Origin of the sequence: Aliidiomarina iranensis, assembly GCF_003987135.1 — a bacterium.
Lineage (GTDB): Bacteria > Pseudomonadota > Gammaproteobacteria > Enterobacterales > Alteromonadaceae > Aliidiomarina > Aliidiomarina iranensis.
Genome location: NZ_PIPJ01000006.1, coordinates 33,630 through 54,378, shown reverse-complemented (window position 1 = coordinate 54,378; position 20,749 = coordinate 33,630). Strand labels below are relative to the sequence as shown.

The 20,749-nt window shown below is 46.1% G+C and carries 19 protein-coding genes; 8 read left to right on the top strand and 11 right to left on the bottom strand.

What is annotated here, in order from left to right; translation table 11 throughout:
* Positions 1-5 precede the first annotated feature (5 nt).
* On the bottom strand, positions 6-1,265 hold the full coding sequence (locus CWE08_RS08590) for a hypothetical protein (RefSeq protein ID WP_126767542.1): 1,260 nt from the start codon (positions 1,263-1,265) through the stop codon (positions 6-8).
* A 58-nt stretch (positions 1,266-1,323) separates the two neighbouring features.
* Complete coding sequence (locus tag CWE08_RS08585; RefSeq protein ID WP_126767540.1) at positions 1,324-2,130, bottom strand: hypothetical protein; 807 nt, start codon at positions 2,128-2,130, stop codon at positions 1,324-1,326.
* Between the two features lie 199 nt (positions 2,131-2,329).
* Here CWE08_RS08585 and CWE08_RS12195 point away from each other — a divergent pair, with 199 nt between their 5' ends.
* A complete protein-coding gene (locus tag CWE08_RS12195) occupies positions 2,330-2,818 on the top strand; it encodes a hypothetical protein (RefSeq protein WP_198677137.1) in 489 nt (162 codons plus the stop codon).
* A 497-nt stretch (positions 2,819-3,315) separates the two neighbouring features.
* On the opposite strand, the gene CWE08_RS08580 is transcribed toward CWE08_RS12195, so the two are convergent.
* From CWE08_RS08580 to CWE08_RS08565, 4 genes are all read right to left on the bottom strand, one after another.
* Positions 3,316-3,747, bottom strand: coding sequence for a hypothetical protein (locus tag CWE08_RS08580; protein WP_126767538.1), 432 nt, complete (start codon positions 3,745-3,747; stop codon positions 3,316-3,318).
* Positions 3,748-3,832: 85 nt separating this feature from the next.
* Positions 3,833-4,243: a YciI family protein gene (locus CWE08_RS08575; RefSeq protein WP_126767537.1), complete on the bottom strand. Its 411-nt coding sequence runs from the start codon at positions 4,241-4,243 to the stop codon at positions 3,833-3,835.
* 34 nt (positions 4,244-4,277) lie between these two features.
* Positions 4,278-4,733: a VOC family protein gene (locus CWE08_RS08570; RefSeq protein WP_241973867.1), complete on the bottom strand. Its 456-nt coding sequence runs from the start codon at positions 4,731-4,733 to the stop codon at positions 4,278-4,280.
* A 20-nt stretch (positions 4,734-4,753) separates the two neighbouring features.
* Positions 4,754-5,224, bottom strand: coding sequence for a methyltransferase family protein (locus CWE08_RS08565; protein ID WP_126767535.1), 471 nt, complete (start codon positions 5,222-5,224; stop codon positions 4,754-4,756).
* A 124-nt stretch (positions 5,225-5,348) separates the two neighbouring features.
* Here CWE08_RS08565 and CWE08_RS08560 point away from each other — a divergent pair, with 124 nt between their 5' ends.
* Entirely contained in the window at positions 5,349-7,814 is a 2,466-nt protein-coding gene (locus tag CWE08_RS08560; protein WP_126767534.1) for a heavy metal translocating P-type ATPase, read from the top strand.
* Between the two features lie 166 nt (positions 7,815-7,980).
* Here CWE08_RS08560 and CWE08_RS08555 read toward each other — a convergent pair whose 3' ends face one another.
* Together CWE08_RS08555 and CWE08_RS08550 are read right to left on the bottom strand one after the other, a co-directional pair.
* Positions 7,981-8,403 carry a VOC family protein gene (locus tag CWE08_RS08555; protein WP_126767532.1) on the bottom strand — a complete coding sequence of 141 codons (423 nt, stop codon included), beginning with the start codon at positions 8,401-8,403 and terminating at the stop codon, positions 7,981-7,983.
* Positions 8,396-9,112, bottom strand: coding sequence for an SGNH/GDSL hydrolase family protein (locus CWE08_RS08550; RefSeq protein ID WP_126767531.1), 717 nt, complete (start codon positions 9,110-9,112; stop codon positions 8,396-8,398). Before CWE08_RS08550 ends, CWE08_RS08555 begins: the two co-directional genes overlap by 8 nt.
* A gap of 196 nt (positions 9,113-9,308) precedes the next feature.
* On the opposite strand from CWE08_RS08550, the gene CWE08_RS08545 reads away from it, so the two are divergent.
* Together CWE08_RS08545 and CWE08_RS08540 are read left to right on the top strand one after the other, a co-directional pair.
* On the top strand, positions 9,309-10,958 hold the full coding sequence (locus CWE08_RS08545; protein WP_126767529.1) for an FAD-binding dehydrogenase: 1,650 nt from the start codon (positions 9,309-9,311) through the stop codon (positions 10,956-10,958).
* Positions 10,955-12,685: a thiamine pyrophosphate-binding protein gene (locus CWE08_RS08540; RefSeq protein WP_126767527.1), complete on the top strand. Its 1,731-nt coding sequence runs from the start codon at positions 10,955-10,957 to the stop codon at positions 12,683-12,685. The genes CWE08_RS08545 and CWE08_RS08540 overlap by 4 nt, the downstream gene beginning before the upstream one ends.
* Before the next feature lie 164 nt (positions 12,686-12,849).
* On the opposite strand, the gene CWE08_RS08535 is transcribed toward CWE08_RS08540, so the two are convergent.
* Positions 12,850-13,860: a helix-turn-helix transcriptional regulator gene (locus tag CWE08_RS08535; RefSeq protein ID WP_126767526.1), complete on the bottom strand. Its 1,011-nt coding sequence runs from the start codon at positions 13,858-13,860 to the stop codon at positions 12,850-12,852.
* Positions 13,861-13,967: 107 nt separating this feature from the next.
* The gene (locus tag CWE08_RS08530; RefSeq protein WP_126767524.1) at positions 13,968-14,882 is read right to left on the bottom strand and encodes a LysR family transcriptional regulator; all 915 of its coding nucleotides are present in this window, start codon (positions 14,880-14,882) and stop codon (positions 13,968-13,970) included.
* A 157-nt stretch (positions 14,883-15,039) separates the two neighbouring features.
* Here CWE08_RS08530 and CWE08_RS08525 point away from each other — a divergent pair, with 157 nt between their 5' ends.
* The 4 genes from CWE08_RS08525 to CWE08_RS08510 are packed head-to-tail and all read left to right on the top strand — an operon-like array spanning position 15,040 to position 18,093.
* Entirely contained in the window at positions 15,040-15,633 is a 594-nt protein-coding gene (locus CWE08_RS08525; RefSeq protein ID WP_126767523.1) for a cytochrome b, read from the top strand.
* A gap of 59 nt (positions 15,634-15,692) precedes the next feature.
* Positions 15,693-16,283 carry a YceI family protein gene (locus CWE08_RS08520; protein ID WP_126767521.1) on the top strand — a complete coding sequence of 197 codons (591 nt, stop codon included), beginning with the start codon at positions 15,693-15,695 and terminating at the stop codon, positions 16,281-16,283.
* A 16-nt stretch (positions 16,284-16,299) separates the two neighbouring features.
* Entirely contained in the window at positions 16,300-16,767 is a 468-nt protein-coding gene (locus CWE08_RS08515) for a GNAT family N-acetyltransferase (RefSeq protein WP_126767520.1), read from the top strand.
* A 42-nt stretch (positions 16,768-16,809) separates the two neighbouring features.
* Positions 16,810-18,093, top strand: a complete 1,284-nt coding sequence (locus CWE08_RS08510; protein ID WP_126767518.1) for an anti-phage deoxyguanosine triphosphatase — start codon at positions 16,810-16,812, stop codon at positions 18,091-18,093.
* Between the two features lie 90 nt (positions 18,094-18,183).
* Here CWE08_RS08510 and CWE08_RS08505 read toward each other — a convergent pair whose 3' ends face one another.
* Positions 18,184-20,706 carry a DUF305 domain-containing protein gene (locus CWE08_RS08505; RefSeq protein ID WP_126767516.1) on the bottom strand — a complete coding sequence of 841 codons (2,523 nt, stop codon included), beginning with the start codon at positions 20,704-20,706 and terminating at the stop codon, positions 18,184-18,186.
* Positions 20,707-20,749: the final 43 nt, after the last annotated feature.

Genomic DNA, 20,749 nt, shown 5'->3' with positions numbered 1-20,749 from the left:
CGGCATTACTCCAGCTCCCCAATCTGTTTCAGCTTCACAAACTTGATGCGTTTCTCAGCCAGTTTTGTTTGCACATAATGCGCAAATGTTTCATGCCGCTTATCATCGATTTTAAAGTGCTCTTCAGCTGCATCATAAAAAGCGGCAAGGGCTTGCGTCATAGTCTGATGCTCATGCTTCACCATAAAGCTGGTGAGATAACCGAGGGCACCCGTAAAAATGCTGTAGTCACTCGGTAATACTTCAAATCGTGCTCGGCGAATATCGTCAACGCCTACATGATTAAACCGCGCATCACATAACACTTTCCAATCAGGGTGAAGTGGCCAACGTGAGCTATTCCCATCATTGAGAGAAATCAGGCGAAGTGAAAGCCAATTAGACGTTAAGTAATTCCAAGCCGAGTTCATTTTATCGATAAAGGTATCGGGGTTGGTTGATGCGGTATCTTTTAAAAAAGCTTGCCGAATCTGATATTCAAGACGCCATACCGTTTGTTCTTCATCCCACCCGCGTAATTTCCAGATCTCTTTAAAGAAGCTCTTTTCGCTCACTTCTATCTCACGAGTTTTATCATAAAGGCGGGCTAATACATCGCCACTTTTCCCAAACACATAGCCTGTTAATTCATTCGCCTCTCGATATTCACTGCGTTTATTTGAGCGACATACCCACGCTATCGGATCAACACTTAGCCAATCCAGCTCAGTGGTAAAATCACAACACAGATCCACACGACTGATAGTGCCTTGATTACAGTCAGCGACAATTTGGCCTGCAATTCTACGTGACATTTCAAGCGCAGCATCGTACCCATGCATCGTGAGTAGTTCGCTGGATATTTGCATATACACGGGCGGAGCGTTGGAGCTTGCTTCACTCGCTACGCGAATAACAAAATGGTTATTGAACAAGACAAAGGGATATATGCTTTGGCCTTTGGGTTTTACGATAAATTTGATACCAGCAAGGTGCAGCGCTGGCGGCGTCCGCTCATCTCTGCACCTTGTGCTTTTGGCTATTTCTTTTAATTCTTGTAAGCGAGAAAGCAGGTTTAAACGGGCTGAACCGTGAAAAGAAAGATACAAGCTATCAATACCTGTTCTTATAATTTCAGTGTTTTGGTATTTTGGGGGTGCTGTGTTACTAGGTGGCGCACCTTCTAAGTGCGGCAAAAGACTTTCGACACCGAAAGCAGTTTCCTTCTGCGAAGCAAACCGCTTGGCGGCGTCCACGGTGGTTGGGTTGGGCTCATTTTTCGACATGGTAGAAACCTCATAGTTTGAAAGAGGTTTCCTACTCTATACACGAATATCTGAATGTTTAGGACGTCGATTGGCCGTTTGACGTCCTTGTATCATGCTTGCGCCGTTGCAGGTGTTTGCGAATAGCAGCTTCCAAATCGTTACCTTCCGCAATGAGGTTGAACAATATACTCATTTCATAGACTGATTCAGCATCTAAATTGCCCGTGACTTCCTCCTGTACAGCAATCATCATTCGCATGTCATCAAGGCCAACGATTCGTTTACCGATCGGATATTTGCCGATAATAGCCTTGGAAAGCTTGGTTAAACGATCTGTGTTTTGCTCAACCACCCATAACGCGATAAAATTGGCTATTTCCGAGTTACTCACAACTGCTGGATCAATAGCGATAGCCTCAAAGATTATTTCTTCATAGTTATCAACTCTATTGCGAATTTGTTCGAGCATCGTATTTATGGAACGGTTTCTTCGCGCAATGGCTTTCATATTGTGTTGCAACGCGAACACAAATTGCATCATGCATGCGGTGGCTTCATCTTCCCCGAGCGCTTCACTTAGTGACGAAAGTGAGATATCAAAGCTTTCCATTTGTTCTAAAAATGCCAGTTGGATATCGGAGCGTGATTCGTGCTGATTTGCTTGCTCAATGAGGCTGGATGCTCCCGATATCACGACAAATAAAGCCATGAATTCAAGAAATGTAAGCGAATAGAGTTCTGCCCAGCTTTCTAATTTAGATTCGAGCTTGGCCCTTCCCTCGGGGTTTAATGCTAATAAATCGAAGAACTCCCGCTCTTCCTTTTTACCGTCCTTCAATAGGTCGTGAAGCTGGTCAAGAATATTGATTTCTTTCTCGTCCATAAGATGAAGATTCCCTTATTTTCTGTGCGAAAGCGATTCCCCGCAAGCGGGTCCCCTCTTTACATATTAAAAACGATTTAAGAATGATTTACAGTAACGCAAAACTAAGAAGCACTCACTAGGGAATTCATGTACCCTAATATTAAATAAACGAATTAGATGTAAATATCTACGCAGAATCTATTTAGAAGGGAATCAAATGCGTTGGAAGCCATATAACTTCAATGATATAAACTATAATTTGAACCATCTTCATCCTCACTCGATGTTTACGGAACTTTCAACAGAGCAACGGATAGAGATATTAGTTACATATGGCTTTCATGTGTTCACGGATGAAAAACAAAATGAATACGAAGTGAACTTTAGAGGTGAAAGTCGGTATTTTAGTCTGAGCCGTTACCATAGCAGCTTCGACTTACCTAATATGCTGAAGAAATCATTGCAAAATGGTTATGTAGCCCGATATCTATCAAAAAACCGTGCTGAACAATTTTTTCATTTAGATTCGAATGATTACTCGGTTTTTTTTGAACTACGAAAACCAGCCAACCGCGATAACTGTTTGAAACTCCAAGTTGTATCAGCGTACGAAGTTGAGCAATGGGGTAGAAGCACCTTGCCAAAGGGCAAGAAGTACAAATGGACAGATGTAGTATATAGGAAAGTCAACGGGAACAAATTTTAACAACAAAAAAGCCGCTTTAAAGCGGCTTTTCGTTTCCTTTATGGAAATATCGGTCTAGTCTTTGGTTATCCTGCTCTCAGGCTAGGAGATGATTTTATTCACCCGACACAACACCCCACTAAGTGGTTCCGGTATGTGTTGATGTACATACTATAATACACTTTTAGCTTTTAACTCATCCGACCAGTAAAGCGTAATGCTTAAAAACTCTCAAAAAACTAATTAGACATAAGATACCACTGATTGTACCAAAATTGTACCAATATCGCATGGTTTAGATAGCTGTATATCTAAGTACTGAACATCGTAGACGCCGCAACTGGTTGATATTATTGACTGCCGTAAATTAGTAATTCTCGCTAAAACTAATTGAAAATCCTCGTGTCGGTGGTTCGATTCCGCCTCCGGGCACCATTATTCAGCAAGTACTTTGAACAAGTAATTTGCAATAAAAAGGCCAGCTTCTAAGCTGGCCTTTTTATTTTTGCTTTATGCGTTCACTCGATAAGTGTGCGGCTAAAATAAACTTGCTGCCAGCCGCTATCTTCAAAATAGCGTTTCCGTTCCACATATTGGTAAGTTGCACCGTTCTCTATGCGCTGCCAACGCTCTTCTTGCTCATGAGGTTTGTCGTTTACACTCGGAACACTTTCCGGATCATAACCCGCGCTTCTCTGAGCATGCACGCTCGCTAGGCGCCGGTACTTAAGTTCCATTCGAGTATCAGGTGTAAGGCCATCCGCGAGAAGCTCTTCATAACGCTCACTAGAAATTGAACCTCTTGTTTTTAACTCGTGCAATGAACCCGCTGCAGAATACAGCTCTACCATTTTATCTTCGTTAGTAGTTCCATCTGAATTAAAAGCTACGGCGTTTCCAGCAAACATCAGAAAAGTTGCGCTTATTAATACTGAAGTAAATTTACTCATAAAAATATCCTTATTCATTGATATCGCACCTATAACTTAATATAGGTGCGCAAATCAGTCCATTTTCTATACTTCAAACACTTATTCACTCACCTAAGCTACCGCCCGGTACATACCACTGATAAACCACAACTGCGAAACGGCCAGCCTTTACCGCCGGATCTGCATGCGCGATCTGCTCGGCTTCTTCTAACGACGACGCCCGCAGTATGGTTAAACCCGCAATTCCTTCTTTAGCTTCAGCGAAGCCGCCAGCAGATAATGCAATACCATCTTTTTGTAAGCCCAGTTGATATTGAATGTGCGCAAACATTAACGCCCGCAAACCTTCAGAGCCTTGCAGCTCAGCAAAATTTGGGCCTTGTTTTACCAATACAACATAGTAGCTATCCCACTCTGTTGGCAGCTCGATAGGTTTCTGATTTTCAGCCTTGCCAGCTATTGGAAACGAAAGTAACACGAGCATTAGGAATATTTTGATAAGCTGATTGTTCATCGTTTGAGATCTCTAATTGTTGTTTACTTATATTCTATTGATCACTCGGAGATACTATTTTTTCCTGCCAGAGCTGAATTGGATTACCTTCCGGATCCGCTAAACGCGCAAACCAGCCATTCGGATATTCCGTTGGATCTACTTCAACCTCAATGCCGGCCCCACGTAACTGCGCCACCATTGCATCTAAATCTGCCACGCGAAAGTTAAGCATCCATTGTTGTTCCGCATCACCAAAATAAGATGTGGTATTGCGAAAAACACCGAACACTGTGTTACCACCTTCCTGGTTCCATGGTTCTTCTTCATAAGTAGTAGGCGTTTTAGTAACTCCCAAATGTTCCTCATACCATTGCGCAAGTGCCGCGGGATCTTCGGCTTTAAAGAAGAAACCTCCAAACCCCAGCACCCGCTGCTTTTCTTCGGCGTGCAACGGTGCACCAAGAACTAAAACAAATGCTACAACCAGCAAAATCATCTTATTTTTCACGATAACTTCTTTGTTTAAATTTATATCCAACGGCGAACAGTTTGCAGGTAATCTGCGTAAGGCTTGCCAAAGTTATCTAACAAAATTCGTTCTTCTGGGATAATTTGAAAACGCGTTAAAAACCATACATAAACCGGCAGCATAATGGCGGCAGCGAAATTCCCTAACCAAAGCGCAAAGCCAAATAACAAAAAGAAGAAGCCAAGATACATAGGGTTTCGGGTGAACCGGTAAATACCTGTTTTGACCACCGCGCTGCTATCTGCTGGTTTCGTTGGATTCACCGTGGTTTTATGTTTTAGAAATTCAAGGGCGCCCAGCAGCGGCAACAGCACCCCAACGCCGATGGCTAGCCAAAGCAACGCAGGAGACGTTGAGAATAACCAACCCAAGCCTAACCACGTGCCAAATATCCAGCTTAGCAGCCACATATCGGCAGCAATGATGAGCACTAATATCAAGGGTGGAATCTTTAATTCTAAACTATTCATTTTTGTTACCTTCGGTGCGTTATAAAAACGCACATGCTTTGCGGCATACCCCTGTTCAACGTTTAGCTACTTGCGCAAATAGGGTATAGTTTAAGCATCATAGCTTAGATTCCAAGAGGGTGGTATGAGCCAAGCAATTCAAGCGCCAATTACTAAACTTTCATGCGCCGGCTGTGTGAGCCGAGCTACGAAAGCGATACAAGCAACCGATGGTGTTATTGAAGCTTCGGTTAACCTTGCCAATGAAAAAGCAGATATAAAATACGAAGATACCGCGGCGTTAGCGGGCGTAGTATCAAACCTAAAAAAAGCTGGGTACCCCACCCGTACTGAACGCATTGAACTCGACCTCATGGGCATGCATTGTGCATCTTGTGTGGGCAAGGTTGAAAAGGCATTACTCAAAGTTGCCGGCGTTTACAAAGCGCAAGTGAACTTAGCGAACGAAACCGCTGTTATTGAGTTTATCAGTGGTAGCCTAGAGCCTAAACAGCTACAAAACGCGGTGAAAGCCGCAGGTTACCAAGCAGAGATTAAATCGAGTGCCGGCAGCTCCGCCAACCAAAGTAGCTCAGCAAGTGAGCACAAAACAAAAGAATTAAAATCATTACAACTCAATTTTTGGTTTGCAGCACTCTTAACTTTACCCGTATTTATTCTAGAAATGGGTAGCCACTTCATTCCGGCTATTCATCATTGGGTTGAGCAAACCCTAGGGCAAAGCCTGAATTGGCACCTGCAATTTGTTCTCACCACATTGGTGCTCGCTGTGCCGGGTTGGCGCTTTTATAAAGTAGGTATACCCGCACTTCTGCAGGGTTCGCCAGATATGAATTCCTTAGTAGCTATGGGTACCAGCGCTGCCTGGTTATTCTCTGTAGTAGCAACCTTTAGCCCTAGCGTGTTACCCGCGGGCACCGCGAATGTATATTACGAAGCGGCTGCGGTTATTGTTACCTTGATTTTACTTGGCCGTGTGCTAGAGGCCCGCGCAAAAGGGCAAACCGGTGATGCCATTAAACGTTTGCTCGGCTTACAAGCGAAAACAGCCCGGGTGAAACGAGAGAACGAATGGCAGGAACTCGCTATTGATCAAATCGAACTAGGTGATGTAATTCAAGCCAAACCCGGCGAACGCATTGCGGTAGATGGTGAGGTAACCGATGGTGAGTCATATGTTGATGAATCCATGCTTACTGGCGAGCCAATACCGGTTTCCAAAAAAGCTGGCGATACTGTAGCGGCGGGAACAGTTAATAGTAATGGCTCACTTACGTTTAAAGCTACAAAAATTGGTGCTGATACCCTTCTTGCTCAGATTATAAAAATGGTAGAGCAAGCGCAGGGCGCACGGCTACCAGTGCAAGCTTTAGTTGATAAAGTAACCGCCATCTTTGTGCCGATTGTAATAGCTATTGCTGTGCTTACCGTTATTGTTTGGCTGTTATTCGGGCCAAGCCCTGCCCTTACCTTCGCCTTAGTGAACGGTGTAGCTGTACTGATCATTGCTTGCCCCTGTGCGATGGGCTTAGCAACCCCCGTATCTATTATGGTAGGCACTGGCCGAGCGGCTGAACGAGGTGTGTTATTTCGCCAAGGCGAAGCACTGCAAACATTGCGTGATAGTAAAGTAATTGCGCTCGATAAAACCGGAACCCTTACCGAAGGGAAACCCAAACTTACTGATTTTGAGGTAGCTGAGGGCTTTTCAGAAGATAATGTTCTGGCTCTAGTAGCTGCTGTGGAACAACAATCGGAGCATCCGATTGCGAATGCTATCGTTGCTGCAGCTAAAGCTAAAAATATCGTCATCGCTGAGTGTACTGATTTTCAATCAGTATCGGGTATGGGAGTGGTTGCCGAAGTAAACACAAACCAAGAATACAATACTAAGGTTCATATCGGTGCCGACCGTTACATGGCCGAACTAGATATTTCGGTAACCGAATTTAGGGAAATCGCTGAGCGCTTGGGCAGCGAGGGAAAAACACCTTTATACGCGGCACTCGATGGCAAACTCGCCGTCATAATTGCAGTGGCAGATACCATCCGTGAAAGCACACCTGAGGCGATTAAGGCCTTTCACGCACTTGGCCTACAAGTGGCCATGATAACCGGTGATAACAAAGCAACCGCAAAGGCTATCGCAAAACAATTAGACATTGATAAAGTGATCGCCGAAGTACTGCCCGATGGCAAGGTAGAAGCCGTAAAGCAACTACGCACGGAATTTGGCCCGGTAGCCTTTGTTGGTGATGGTATTAATGATGCACCGGCACTTGCCGAGGCCAACACCGGTATTGCAGTGGGCAGTGGTACCGATGTTGCAATTGAATCAGCCGACGTAGTGCTCATGCGCGGTGATTTAAGCGCGGTAGTTGCTGCTTTCGAAATAAGCCGAAAAACGCTGCGGAATATTAAACAAAACTTGTTCTGGGCCTTTGCTTATAATGCCAGTTTGCTGCCGGTAGCGGCGGGCATATTGTATCCTCTATTTGGTATCTTGCTCTCACCCATGTTGGCCGCTGGAGCCATGGCGCTCTCAAGTGTTTTTGTGCTTACCAACGCTTTGCGCTTAAAGCGTGCCTAGCAGCCCTGAGCGTTGAAAAAGCAGCCCTGAGCGCTGCGCAATGAGCCCTGGACAATGAGCCCTGAGCGTTGAGAAAGCAGCCCTGAGATCTTAGCCCTGAGCGTTGAGAGAGCAGCCCTGAGATCTTAGCCCTGAGCCAGAGTACCGAAATACAACAGTGCTTAATTTAGCTATTGTGAGGGTTCCAAACAACCTCCCAGAGATGGCCATCGGGGTCTTGAAATACAGCTCCGTAGCCACCCCAAGAAAATCGCTTGGCTGGCCTTACAATCTTTGCCCCAGCATCGCTAACCTGCTGAACAATGCTGTCAACCGCATCTGCATTCGCAACATTATGCGCGAGCATGAAACCAGCAGGGTCAGGATTCATGAGTGGTACACCGCATTCTTCACTAATGCTTTTACGCGGCCACAGAGCCAATTTTAAGCCTGGCTGAAAATCAAAAAATACAACAGCGCCATTCTTGTGCTCCTCGCCAAGAATCCCCTTAGTCGCCAAGCCTAATCCATCGCGATAAAACCGCAAAGAGCGTTCAAGAGATTCAACACCAAGGGTAATGTAGCTTATTGAGTTAGAGAATTTAGCCATGGGGATCCTCAATGTTTTCAACTATCGCCTGCGCCCACAATTTGTATCCCACAGGGCCAGGATGAAAGCCATCGCTGGCAATAACATTGGCGTGCATAGGAAAGCTCACATCAAGCACATCGCAAGCATGATTTACTGCCGCAACCGTATCTAATTCCCGAGTTAAACGCCGCGCCTGCTGGCCTAAAAACCAACGCAAAGGTTGTGGCAAGGCTGGAAATAAATGCATTGGTGGAAGTGCCGTTAACAGAATCTGGGCAGCGTGAAATTTTTCTTGCAGTAATTGTATAAGTGCTTGTTGATTGCGCCGAAATTTTGCGGGGCTTGTTTGCCCGGTTACATCATTTACACCCAAGGAAGTAACCACAAGATCAAAGTACTGCGCTGGTTTCATGTGTAATTTGGTAAGGGTTACCGCAGTGCTATCACCATTTTTTGCCCATAACTGCCATTCAATTTGGCGCATAGGAAAGCGCTGCTGTAATTCAGCCACAAGTTGGCCAGCAAGCGCTTCACTCTGGGTTTCAACGCCAACGCCCGCCGCCGCTGAATCGCCGCAGATAAGCACGCGCAGCGGCGGCTTCTCACCACAAATAACGCCACTACGCTCACCGCTAGGCTCTGGCAATCTCGGTGTTTGCGAACGTACTCGCTTACCTTGCACAAGTAACCAAGGGGCGAGGATAAATTTATAGAGTGAAATAAGCATAAGGCCCTTTGCAAGCTAACGTAATGATCAGATGAATAAAATACTGATTGTGTATGGGAATGTTGGTTCTATTTCTACACCTTTTGTTTTTCTAATGCTGAGTGGGTTTTGCTCATTATCAACAAAAATGTATGAAATTAGTTAATAATATCTGTTAAGTTTACTGTTATTCGATAGTTTGTACATGGTGTATTCAATGAATTCCTCAGAAGTGAAATCATACCATGCTGATGCTTTGGTGATTGGCGGCGGCTTGGCGGGAATTGTAAGCGCACTTGAGTTACTCGATCTAAATAAGTCCGTAATCCTTGTTGATGCTGAGCCGGAAACTAATTTTGGTGGCCAAGCAAACGATGCCTTTGGTGGCATGCTCCTGATTAATACAAAGGAACAAGCGAAGAATGGTATTCAAGATTCTCCTGAACTGCTACTGAACGATTGGCTGCGCGCGGCAGAATTTTCTGCCGATGATATTTGGGGGCAACGTTGGGCAAAAGAATACGCTTATTCATGCAAACCTGACGTTTACGATTGGTTACACCACCATGGCATTCGGTTTTTCCCAGCTGTGCAATGGGTAGAGCGAGGTAATGTGGGTAACGGTAACAGCCTTCCCCGTTATCACATTGCTTGGGGGTGTGGCCGCGGCGTTGTACAAACATTAATTAGTAAATTACGCGCTCATAAACATCGTGATAAGTTGCAAATTTGCCATCAACACCGTGTGCATAGCTTAGTTCGAGATGCAAAATCAGGCGCTATTCAGGGCTGTATCGGTAGCATTTCGGCTGAGAATAGCCCTGATAAAAACTTTAAGGTAACCGCAGCTCATACCATTGTGTGTAGCGGCGGTATTAATGGCAATATCGATCGCGTTCGCCAGCATTGGGATCCCATTTATGGCCCCTTTCCGGAAAATATCTTGAACGGTGTTTCACCTGCTGCCGATGGGGCGTTGCATGATGAGGTATCACGCGTAGGTGGCCAGGTTGTTAATCTGGGCCAAATGTGGAATTACGCGGCAGGTATTGCTCATCCTCAGCCTAAATTTTCTCGCCATGGCTTAAGCTTAATTCCACCGAGATCTGCACTTTGGCTAAACGCAAAAGGTGAACGCGTAGGCCCAGCCCCAATGGTAACAGGCTTCGACACACACGATCTTTGCAAGCGCACAGGCAATGCCCCCGGCCAGTACACTTGGCAGGTCATGAACTGGAAAATCGCTACAAAAGAGATGGCCATATCGGGAACGGATGAAAATCCGTTATTTCGTGATAAAAAATTGCTAAAGCTGATTTGGCAAACCTTGCGCGGTAATCATAACTTAGTGCGGTGGATGGTAGATGAATGCGAAGATGTTGTGTGCGCTGATAACCTAACTGAGCTCGCAGAGAAAATGCGAGCCTTGGCCAACGACGATCTATTAGATGCCGAAAGAATGTGCAGTGACATCCGTAGTTATGATGCCAATATTCAACGCGGCCCAAGCCTTTGGAATGATGATCAGCTACGCAAAATCCAACAACTTCGGCAGTGGAAAAGCGATAAGCTAAGAACTTGCAAGTTTCAGCCGATAGAAGATAAAAAGGCCGGCCCACTTATTGCGATTCGCGAACGTATTGTTAGCCGCAAAAGCATGGGTGGCATGCTCACTAATCTTGATGCGGCGGTGTTAGATAAACAACAACAGCCTATTCCTGGGTTGTTTGCCGCTGGTGAAGCAGCTGGCTTTGGTGGCGGGGGGATTAGCGGTATTCGCTCGCTTGAAGGCACTTTCCTAGCAAATTGTATTTTGAATAGCCGCCGAGCAGTACAAGCTATCGCTCGACAAGAGGAAACAAAATGAATAAATCTGGTGCAGCATTGGCGCGCTATGCGCTTGAGCAACTTGGCGTAAAGCATACATTTGGCATTCCCGGCGTACACAACACTGAGTTGTATGATGAACTCAATGCCTCCGAAAGTATTCAACCAGTATTAGTAGGCCATGAGGGTGCGGGTGCTTTTATGGCCGATGCTGTGAGCCGTATGGGTGAAAGTATTGGTACCATGGTTATTGTTCCCGCGGCCGGCGTTACTCACGCGGCCAGCGGTATCGGTGAGGCTGGGCTAGATGGTATTCCCATGTTGGTAATCTCCGGTGGTATCCATACCGAGAGTGGACACAAGTATCAGTTGCACGATATGGACCAACACACACTGCTCTCGCCAATTACCAAAGCTACATTTCGCATTGAATCCCATGCAGAAGTTATTCCAACAATCTATGAGGCCTATCGCATTGCTACCTCTGGCGAACCTGGCCCGGTATTTGTAGAGCTGCCGTATAATATTGGTAACTTCTTGGGTGAAGTTGAAGGTATGCAAGCTTTTTCAGCAGGCACGGCCAACCAACAAGTTGATAAAACACTCTTGAAGCAAGCTGCAGAAATGCTCGCAAATGCAAAGAAACCCGGTTTATTTGTCGGTTGGGGAGCGCTTGCCGCCAGCGCCGAGCTTATTGCACTTGCCGAACACCTTGGCGCTCCCGTGTGTACAACTTTACAAGGGTTAAGCGTTTTTCCAGGGAATCACCCTCTACATACCGGCATGGGCTTTGGTGAATATGCCGTTCCAGCAGCTACACACGCATTTTCAGAATGTGATTGCTTGCTAGCAATCGGAGTTCGCTTTGCCGAGATACCCACTGGCAGTTACAGCATGCCGGTACCGGAAAACTTAATTCATCTGGATATTAACCCTGAGGTTTTTAGCGCCAATTTCCCGGCAAAAATAGCGGTTACTGGTGATTCTGCCCTTTCTGTGCCTTTGCTATTGCAATATCTACAAGCACAATGCGAGCCACGAGATTCCACCGAACTAGCGGCTGTAATTAAAAACTGGAAACACAAATATAATGAAGAATGGTTAGCCCACAATAGTGGCGATCGCGTGAACCCTGCTCTATTTTTTAATGCCCTTCGTGCAGAGCTCGATGATGATGCCGTGCTGGTTGCCGATGATGGCAATCATACCTTTTTAATGGCTGAATTGATGCCAATTCATGGACCAAGAAAGTTCATATCACCCAGTGATTTCAACGCTATGGGTTATTGCATTCCCGGTGTTATCGGCGCAAAGCTTGCGAAGCCTGATACGCAGGTAGTTGGTGTGGTAGGCGATGGTGCGCTGAGAATGACAGGGCTAGAGATGGCGACAGCGAGTGAGTTAAACCTAGGCGTCCCCATTTTTGTATTTAACGATGGCGAGCTCTCACAAATATCGCAAGCGCAGCAAATTCCCTACAATCGAAAAACCTGCACCGTGCTCAAACCTTTGAATATTCAAGCCTTAGCGGCCGCTACGCACTGCACATTTATTGCCATTAATAATAATGAAGAATGTGCAAGTAAAGTGGCGCAAGCGATAGCTGCAGCGAATAAAGGTGAAACAGTACTAGTTGATGTACGCATTGATTACTCAAAGCGCACTCGGTTTACCAGCGGTGTTGTAAAGAGCACATTAAAGCGGTTTTCAACCCGAGATAAAATGCGCGTAATAAGCCGAGCCCTGCTGCGAAAAGTAACGGGCTGATACTTTGGGTAAACCATAACCTAGCTTCAATTGGACATTTATTCGAAGGCATTAATTCGGAGGCATTAATTCGTAGGCATTTATTAGTAAGCATAAGAAAAGCCGGGTGCACCCTATTTTTTCTTTAGTGCGCACCGGCTCTTTTCTTTTTACAAATTCGGCATCTAAACTGCGTACCGTTGTGCCGCCAAAGATAAACGCCGAGCTGCTTCTGAGCGCAGAGCTTCGGGCGCCAGTACTTCTACTAATTCTGCGTAGGAAAGCAACCACCAACGGATTTGCCAAGAATCTTTTACATTGGCAACTAATACCGCGCCCTCATCATCTTCGTGAATCTCCTGCTCCTCGCTAATCGGGCTTTCCGTTAATGAACGCACAACATCGTCGGAAAATAAACGAACTTTTAGCTTTATTTCTTTTCCCGACCCAAACTGCAATGCGCCTGAATCGAGATAATCTTGCAACAAAAAATCATCTGGCAGAATAGCCTGCGTATCCGTTTGCTGCGCCTTTTCAATGCGCTGCATAGCAAATAATCGCGGCTGTTCATAAGGTTCAGCAGAAGCCACTAAATAGGTAACCGCGGCCCTCTGCACTAATCCAAACGGGTGTAAACGTAGGTTGCTAGCTTCTTGTTTACCCATCGATTGATAAGTCACCTCAAGAACCTTCTCATGCAACAGCGCATTTTGAACCGTTTCTAGAATCTTTGGCTTAACTAAAGGCGGGTGTTGCGGCAAACTTGCAGGAACATGTGCCACTTTTTCCGTCCAGTTTGATAGTTTTTGCCCAGATTTTAGACCATTCAGAGTTTTTTTCGCTTGGCGAAACCGCGGTTGAACCGATTGCATTACTGATTTCGGAATCAACGGTTTCATGATTTGTTCAATGAGTGAGAGCGAAAGAGCCTCGGCCACTGATATTCCCGGCATATCGATACTTGCATCTTTGGCCCAATACCAACCGTAAGGGCGGCCCTTTGCGTTACAAACGATGGGGAACAAACGGCTTAACTCGGAAAGATCACGTTCCACCGTGCGCTTACTTACAACAAACCCTGCACCTTCAAGTGCTTCAGCTAATTCTCGTGAGGTTGTTCCTGGTGCTCGTCCAGGAAGTAATTTCAACACCTCCCACTGCCGAGTGATGGTCATACGAGCGCTATTGCTAGTCATGCAAACTCCTTTTTAAACGCAATCCCTAACTCACTTTACCCATACCTTAAGCAATGAGCAACCATCAAATATGTGAAATTGCTAATGTGAAATTGCTAATAAAGCACTTACTTTAATGTATCGGCTAATTGCTCCCGTATCCAAATCATTTTTGGATCATTATGATAACGCTCGTGCCAATATAAGTAGAACTGCACAGAACTCGCTTGTAAGGGCTTGGGTAGAGGCCGGATGACTAGTTTTCGCCCCTCGGCGATGCGCTCTGCAAGGCGTTTTGGCAAGGTAAAAATCAAATCGCTATCCTCCAAGAAATCCGCAACTGATGTAAAACCCGATAATCGCAAAGCCACTCTCCTTTCCAGGCCATGTTGCGCGAGTACCTGTTCCATCGAACCTGGCCCACGCCCAGTAATCGAAACCAAACCATGAGGTGTGTTGGCATAATCTTCAGCACTCATTTCAACAGAGGCCAATGGATGGTTTTCAGCCAGCAGACAAACTACATTCATCGTTTCCAATGTTTTTCGATGCAGGCTATGCTCAGCGCTCATGGGTGCTAACCCACTTAAACTAAAATGCACCTCATCACGTTCAAGCATGGGGAAACTATCATGCTCCTGGCGCACTATTTCAAAGCGCAGAAAGGGAGCCAACTGCCGTAGCCGTTTAATTAACGCAGGAAAGTACAGGCCAATTTCCATATCAAGGCCGGTTAATCGAATCAAGCTATCGTCGGTACTCGGATTGAAGTTAGGCGGCTCAATTACACGCTCTATATCACGCAGCGCAATATCGAGTTCCCCGCGCAACAAAACTGCCCGTGAGCTCAGTGTAAAGCCCGCAGCAGTTCGAATTAAAATAGGATCGTTGAGTGTTTTTCGCAGCCTTCCTAGTGCCCTACTCACCGCCGGCTGGCTCATATTTAACTGCTCAGCAGCCCGCGATACATGCTGCTCTGCTAACAAAACATCCAGAACAACAAGTAAGTTTAAATCAATATCTCTTAATTTTAGGCTTCTCATTATGCACCTTACGCATATCTTTTATTTCAATCATGCATTTGATGAATATAGTATCCTAAGCTAATCTCTGTATCAAATAATGCAACAAGAATTAATGAACGTTTCATAAATGATAGCTACAACGTTGTTCAGTGTGAACGTATGGCAGGGATTCTAGATGGCACTAACTCGTAAGATAAAGAATAGTAAAAAGCAATATGGTTGGCCGAGCATCATTATGCATTGGCTCGTTGCACTAGCGGTACTTGGGATGTACCCCCTGGGTTTATACATTGTATCTTTGGGGTATTACGATCCTGGTTATCGAGTATTTCCAAACATTCATCGAAGTATCGGCTTGATACTTGCGGCGCTAGTTGCGGTTCGATTAACTTGGAAACTAAGCAACACTTCGCCGCAAATGCTAGGGCAAAGAAAGATAGAGCGATTTGCAGCTCATGCCGGCCACGTTGCGCTATACATTTTGCTGTTTGTGGTTTTCAGCAGCGGTTATTTGATCTCAACCGCCGATGGTAGGGGTATATCCGTGTTTGGGTGGTTCACCGTACCTGCCATCGAGGCACTAGCCAACCGGCAGGAAGATTTTTGGGGCAACATTCACTTTTATGCTGCCACTAGTTTAATGGTATTAACGGCGGTTCATATTCTAGCGGCGTTGAAGCACCATTTTATCAATAAAGACGCCACACTGAAGCGCATGTTTGGTGTGGTGGTAACCGAATCAAGAGAACACAAACAGCAACAGGAATAATGCTAATTTTAGCGGTACAACAGAACACTTAATTTAAATAATCTTGAAGGAGATTTACTATGAAACTATTTAATCTTAAGAACATTGCCCTTGCATCGGCTATTGCCGGCACGAGCTTAATGAGCCTTTCAGTTTCCGCAGCTGATTATGTTATCGATACTGAAGGCGCCCATGCTTCCATTAACTTTAAAATCGACCATCTGGGCGTAAGCTATGTTGTTGGCCGCTTCAATGATTTTTCTGGAAGCTTTACTTATGATGATGAGAACCCGAGCAACAACAAAGTTGAAGTAACAGTTAATACTGCTTCAGTTGATTCGAATCATGCAGAACGCGATCGCCACGTACGTAGTAGTGATTTCCTCGATGTGGAAAAATACAGCCAAGCTACCTTTGTGAGCACAAGCTACACCGATCATGGCGATGGCAAAGGTGCCGTAACCGGTAATTTAACCTTGTTCGGCGAAACTCAAGAAATTACAATTGATGTTGAAAAATATGGTGAAGGTGAAGATCCATGGGGTGGATACCGTGCAGGCTTTACCGGTACTGTGGCACTAAATATTTCTGATTTTGGTATGGATTTCAACCTAGGCCCAGCCGCGCAAACGGTATACATGGATTTAGTGGTAGAAGGCATACGCCAATAAACTGATTAGGGCTTCAATGCACATTCGTTCAGTAACTTCCGCTGATATTCCCGCGCTAACCGCGTTGGAGTATCAGCATTACAAGGCCGAGGGATATCCCGAGGCCTTTTTGTTTCAGGCTTATCGCCAATGGCCGCAAATGTTGTGGCTGGCCTCTGATAATTCGGTGGTGGCGGGCTATGTACTGTGCGCGCCGGGAGCTGGAAGCTCAGAAGCATGGATTATGTCAGCTTTGGTGGCTGCAGATTACCGGGGCCTTGGTGTTGGTTCTGCGCTTATGGGGCATGCCCTATCGCATCTTACAGACCAAGGGTTCTCTACTATTTATCTAAGTGTTGCGCCAACAAACACCGGCGCCCTTAAACTCTATCAAAAACTTGGTTTTGTAGTGCTCGAGCAGAAAGATAACTATCTTGGAGCCGGCGAACATCGGTTAATTATGCGCTATAAACCAGATTTAAACACTTGCTCTGGTACTGCATAGCCACGTAACATAAAGCTTCAATTTAAAACTTTGTGAGTTTTCATGGATACTATTTGGCAGCAACGACGTTCCGGTGCGGCGCCAGCAAGGCCCGGCGATCTTCGAAACCCTTGGCAACGTGATCGCGCTCGAATTCTTCACTCCGCAGCTTTTCGGCGCTTGCAATCAAAAACTCAAATCATGAACATTGGTGAAAACGATTTTTATCGCACTCGCCTTACTCACTCGTTAGAAGCATCACAAATTGGTTCCTCGTTGATAAATCAACTGGCTCATGCGGGCACTGATAATGTGCGAGCGCTTTTGCCTGATGAAAATCTGATGGAAGCCCTGTGCTTGGCCCATGATATTGGCCATCCGCCGTTTGGTCATGGTGGCGAAACCGCACTGAATTACAAAATGCTTGGGTCTGGTGGCTTCGAAGGTAACGGCCAAACCTTTCGTATTGTTGGCCGGCTTGAGGCCTATCATCAAGACCATGGTATGGATCTTACCCGCCGCACCTTACTTGGATTATTAAAATATCCAGTACTTACGCCTGATTCTCCCAAACCCTTTGAAGAACACCCAAAAAGCCTTTCTGCATGGAAACCTACAAAAGCGGTATTTAGCGCCGATGCGGATTTACTTGATTGGGTGCTTGAACCCCTAAGCGCTGCCGATCGTGATATTTTTCAAGCTGTGGATACACTGGAAAAGGCGCCTTGGCAGCGTTCGAAACATAAATCATTCGATGCCTCTCTCATGGAGCTTGCGGATGATATCGCCTATGGTGTGCATGATTTAGAAGATGCCGTGGTTACCGGCAACTTAACGCGCCAGCAGTGGGATGCGCATATTCCGGCCCTATTGGAAAATCTGAATCCAGCGTTGCGCAAATTAATGCAACAACTCCAACAAGAGCTTTTTTCGGATACTCATCATCAGCGTAAGAATGCGATTGGCGCCATGGTAAATATTTTCGTAACAGCGGTAAAGGTAGACGAAGTGTTACCAGAGGCTGAACAAGCTCTGGTGCGCATGAATGCCATATTACCAGAAGATGAGCGGGTGCTACTTGATGGCTTGAAAGCAGTGGTTTTCGAGCATGTTATTAACCAGCCAGCAATTCAACAACTGCGCTACCGCAGCCAAAATATGTTGCTTAACCTTTTCTCGGCGTTTCATGCCGAACCACAACGATTGCTCCCACGGAATACTCGCGCGCGCTGGTTACAAGCATATGAGCAAGATGGCCAAATAGCCGCTGATCGGGTGTTATGTGATTATATTGCCGGCATGACCGACGATTACGCTGAACACATGTACAAGCGATTATTTATCTAGCTTTGCTGAAATAAAAAAAATCTCGCGCGTTCTGCTTCGCTATATCAGCAGATTAAACGCACGAGATTTTTATTTAGCAACACCTATGCGTTAGCGAACACGAGCGGCAATACCATCAAGAGTGCTGCTAAGCTCGCTCATACGCTTGCGATCTAAGCCCTCATGCGCTGCCGCCTCTTCATTTACCGCAGCAGCTAAAGCCGATAAACGATTTGCTAAACCACTGTTACTCCGGCCTGAAGCCAGAACTTGATCGGCCTGTTCCAACAGCTGATTCATTTGGTTTAGCTGATCACTACTGAGGTTATTGCCACGTTCTAGCTGATCTCGATAAGCGCGAGCTACCACCGGCTCCTGCGGCCAGCTCACAAATGGCTGCAACTGCGGATTAAAGGCTTCGCCCTTATCTACGAGTTCTGCCGCCATCAACTCATTGGCGCTCAAATATTCACTTGGCAATAGCTGGAGTACATCAAGGCCACGTACTATTTCAGTGCCATAAAGAAGCCCCTTATACCAATATGCCGACCAATAACCACCGGTTACTAGCTCTTTCTCATCAATGGGGCCACGATCAAAGTAAGCTACCTCCATCGGGTTTGCCGAATCTGTGAAATCAAATACAGAAATACCACCTTGATACCAAGCTTGTACCATAATATCACGGCCCGGAATTGGTAAGAGTGAGCCGTTGTGCGCTACACAGTTTTCCGTTTCTGATTGTGGTGCTGGCATCTTATAGTAACTGCGGAACTCAAGCTTGCCATCAACAATATCGTAGATCGCATTCGCGCCCCAAGTTAGTGGGTCCGAAGCACGGCAACGAGGGCGCACGCCCCCACCCCATTCGTCGGTGAAGATTACTTTACTACCATCGTTGCTGAATGTAGCCGAATGCCAATAAGCAAAACCCGGATCAACAACGGCATCCATACGTGTTGGGTTTTCGGGGTCAGAAATATCAAACAGAATACCATTTCCTGAACAGGCGCCTGCCGCAATTTGGGCTTCTGGATAAACAGTTATATCGTGGCAATGATTAGTTTCATTGGTTGTTTGTGTTCCCGGGCCATGATCACCGCGCTCCCAAAGGCCGGCTAAGTTGCCACTTTCAGGATCTGCAAATACTGCTGGGCTGTGAATGATACGGGCATCTTGCGGTCGATCGATGGGAATCTCGATAACATCGATACGGAATCGCGCAGTGCGTTCATCGCGATATGGGTCTTCGTCGAAACAACCCTCGAGTTCTTCATCTTCGCGAACAAAACTTGTGGCTGAGTTGTATACGATTAAACGATTATCCTCTCCGGGCTCATTAACTACTGTGTGCGTATGCGAGCCGCGGCAAGTTTGTACCGCTCCTACCTGAACTGGCATGCGTAAATCACTAATGTCGAAAATCCGCAAACCACGAAAACGCTCTTCGCTCACCTCGCCTGCAATACCCTGCAAACCGCAATCTAAACGGCCCTGCCCTTGTTCTACCGACATAATCAGCAGATCACCAACGACAGACACATCACCTTGACCGCCAGGGCAAACTACAGCACTAATCAGGTTTGGTTCACCTTTGGTGCTGATATCAAAAATTTTGAAACCATGATAACTGCCAACTACCAAGGTATCGCCAGAAAAAGCCATATCCGTATTGGCAAAATCAAGCAGTGCTGGCCGTTCTGATGAACTCGTGCCCTCACCATCTTCTGCACTCTCATCGCTTGCAGAACCCTCTGCATCGGCAGCAAGTTCACGCAACCGGCTTGCCGGCAAACCCGCTGGATTTTCAACATCGTAAAAACCAGCTGGTTTCGGCAGCGCTGCCAACAGCTCCATATTCCAAATCGCTTCTTCGGCGTCGCGGAAACCAGCAGTAAGGCCGGCCCGTGGATCCGGTGAATAGCTCGTAAGCATGGCAAGCATGCGGTCAATTTCAGCTTTTTGGTCGTTATTAATATCGTTTACGAACTCAAACATCTCCGGTACTTGTGCGGAGCCTCGCTGTTTGAGCAAATCATCAACCATACTCAGGGCACCTTCATGGTGCTTAATCATGAGTTCTAAAAACATGCGATCGAACTCTGGCCCACTCGCAGCCTCAAGCGCTGCCATCTGCTCAGGTGTAGCCATACCCTTCATTTCATGATGAGCCCCATGCATTGCCTGATGATTTTGGCCATGGCCAGCACCATGATGCTCAGCATGTGCGCTCGCTTCATCGTGTTCACCTCCCTGCCAACTCAACTCAGGTACAGGTTCGCCACGTTCGCGAAGCCATTGTTGCATGAACACAATTTCATCTTTTTGTGTTCGTTCAATACGATTAGCAAGCTCAATCATTTCATTGCTACTGGTACGCTCAGGCAATAACGCCGACATATCCAATGCCTGTTGATGGTGCGGAAGCATACCTTGCATAAACTCAACATCGGCAGCAGAATAGCGAGCGCTCACTAATTGAATCGCTTCTTCCGCATTAATTTGCCGGCTAGGCTCACCCGGTTTACCCGGCTGAATGATTGGCACGTCGGCTATGGCGACTGAGAAACAAGATGCGGCAGCGATGGCTAACAGCACCCGTGAAGGGCGAAAAAGGCGTCGGGCTTGAGGCATAACTCTCTGATCCTTTGTGAAAAAGCGCATGTTAAAAAAAAGT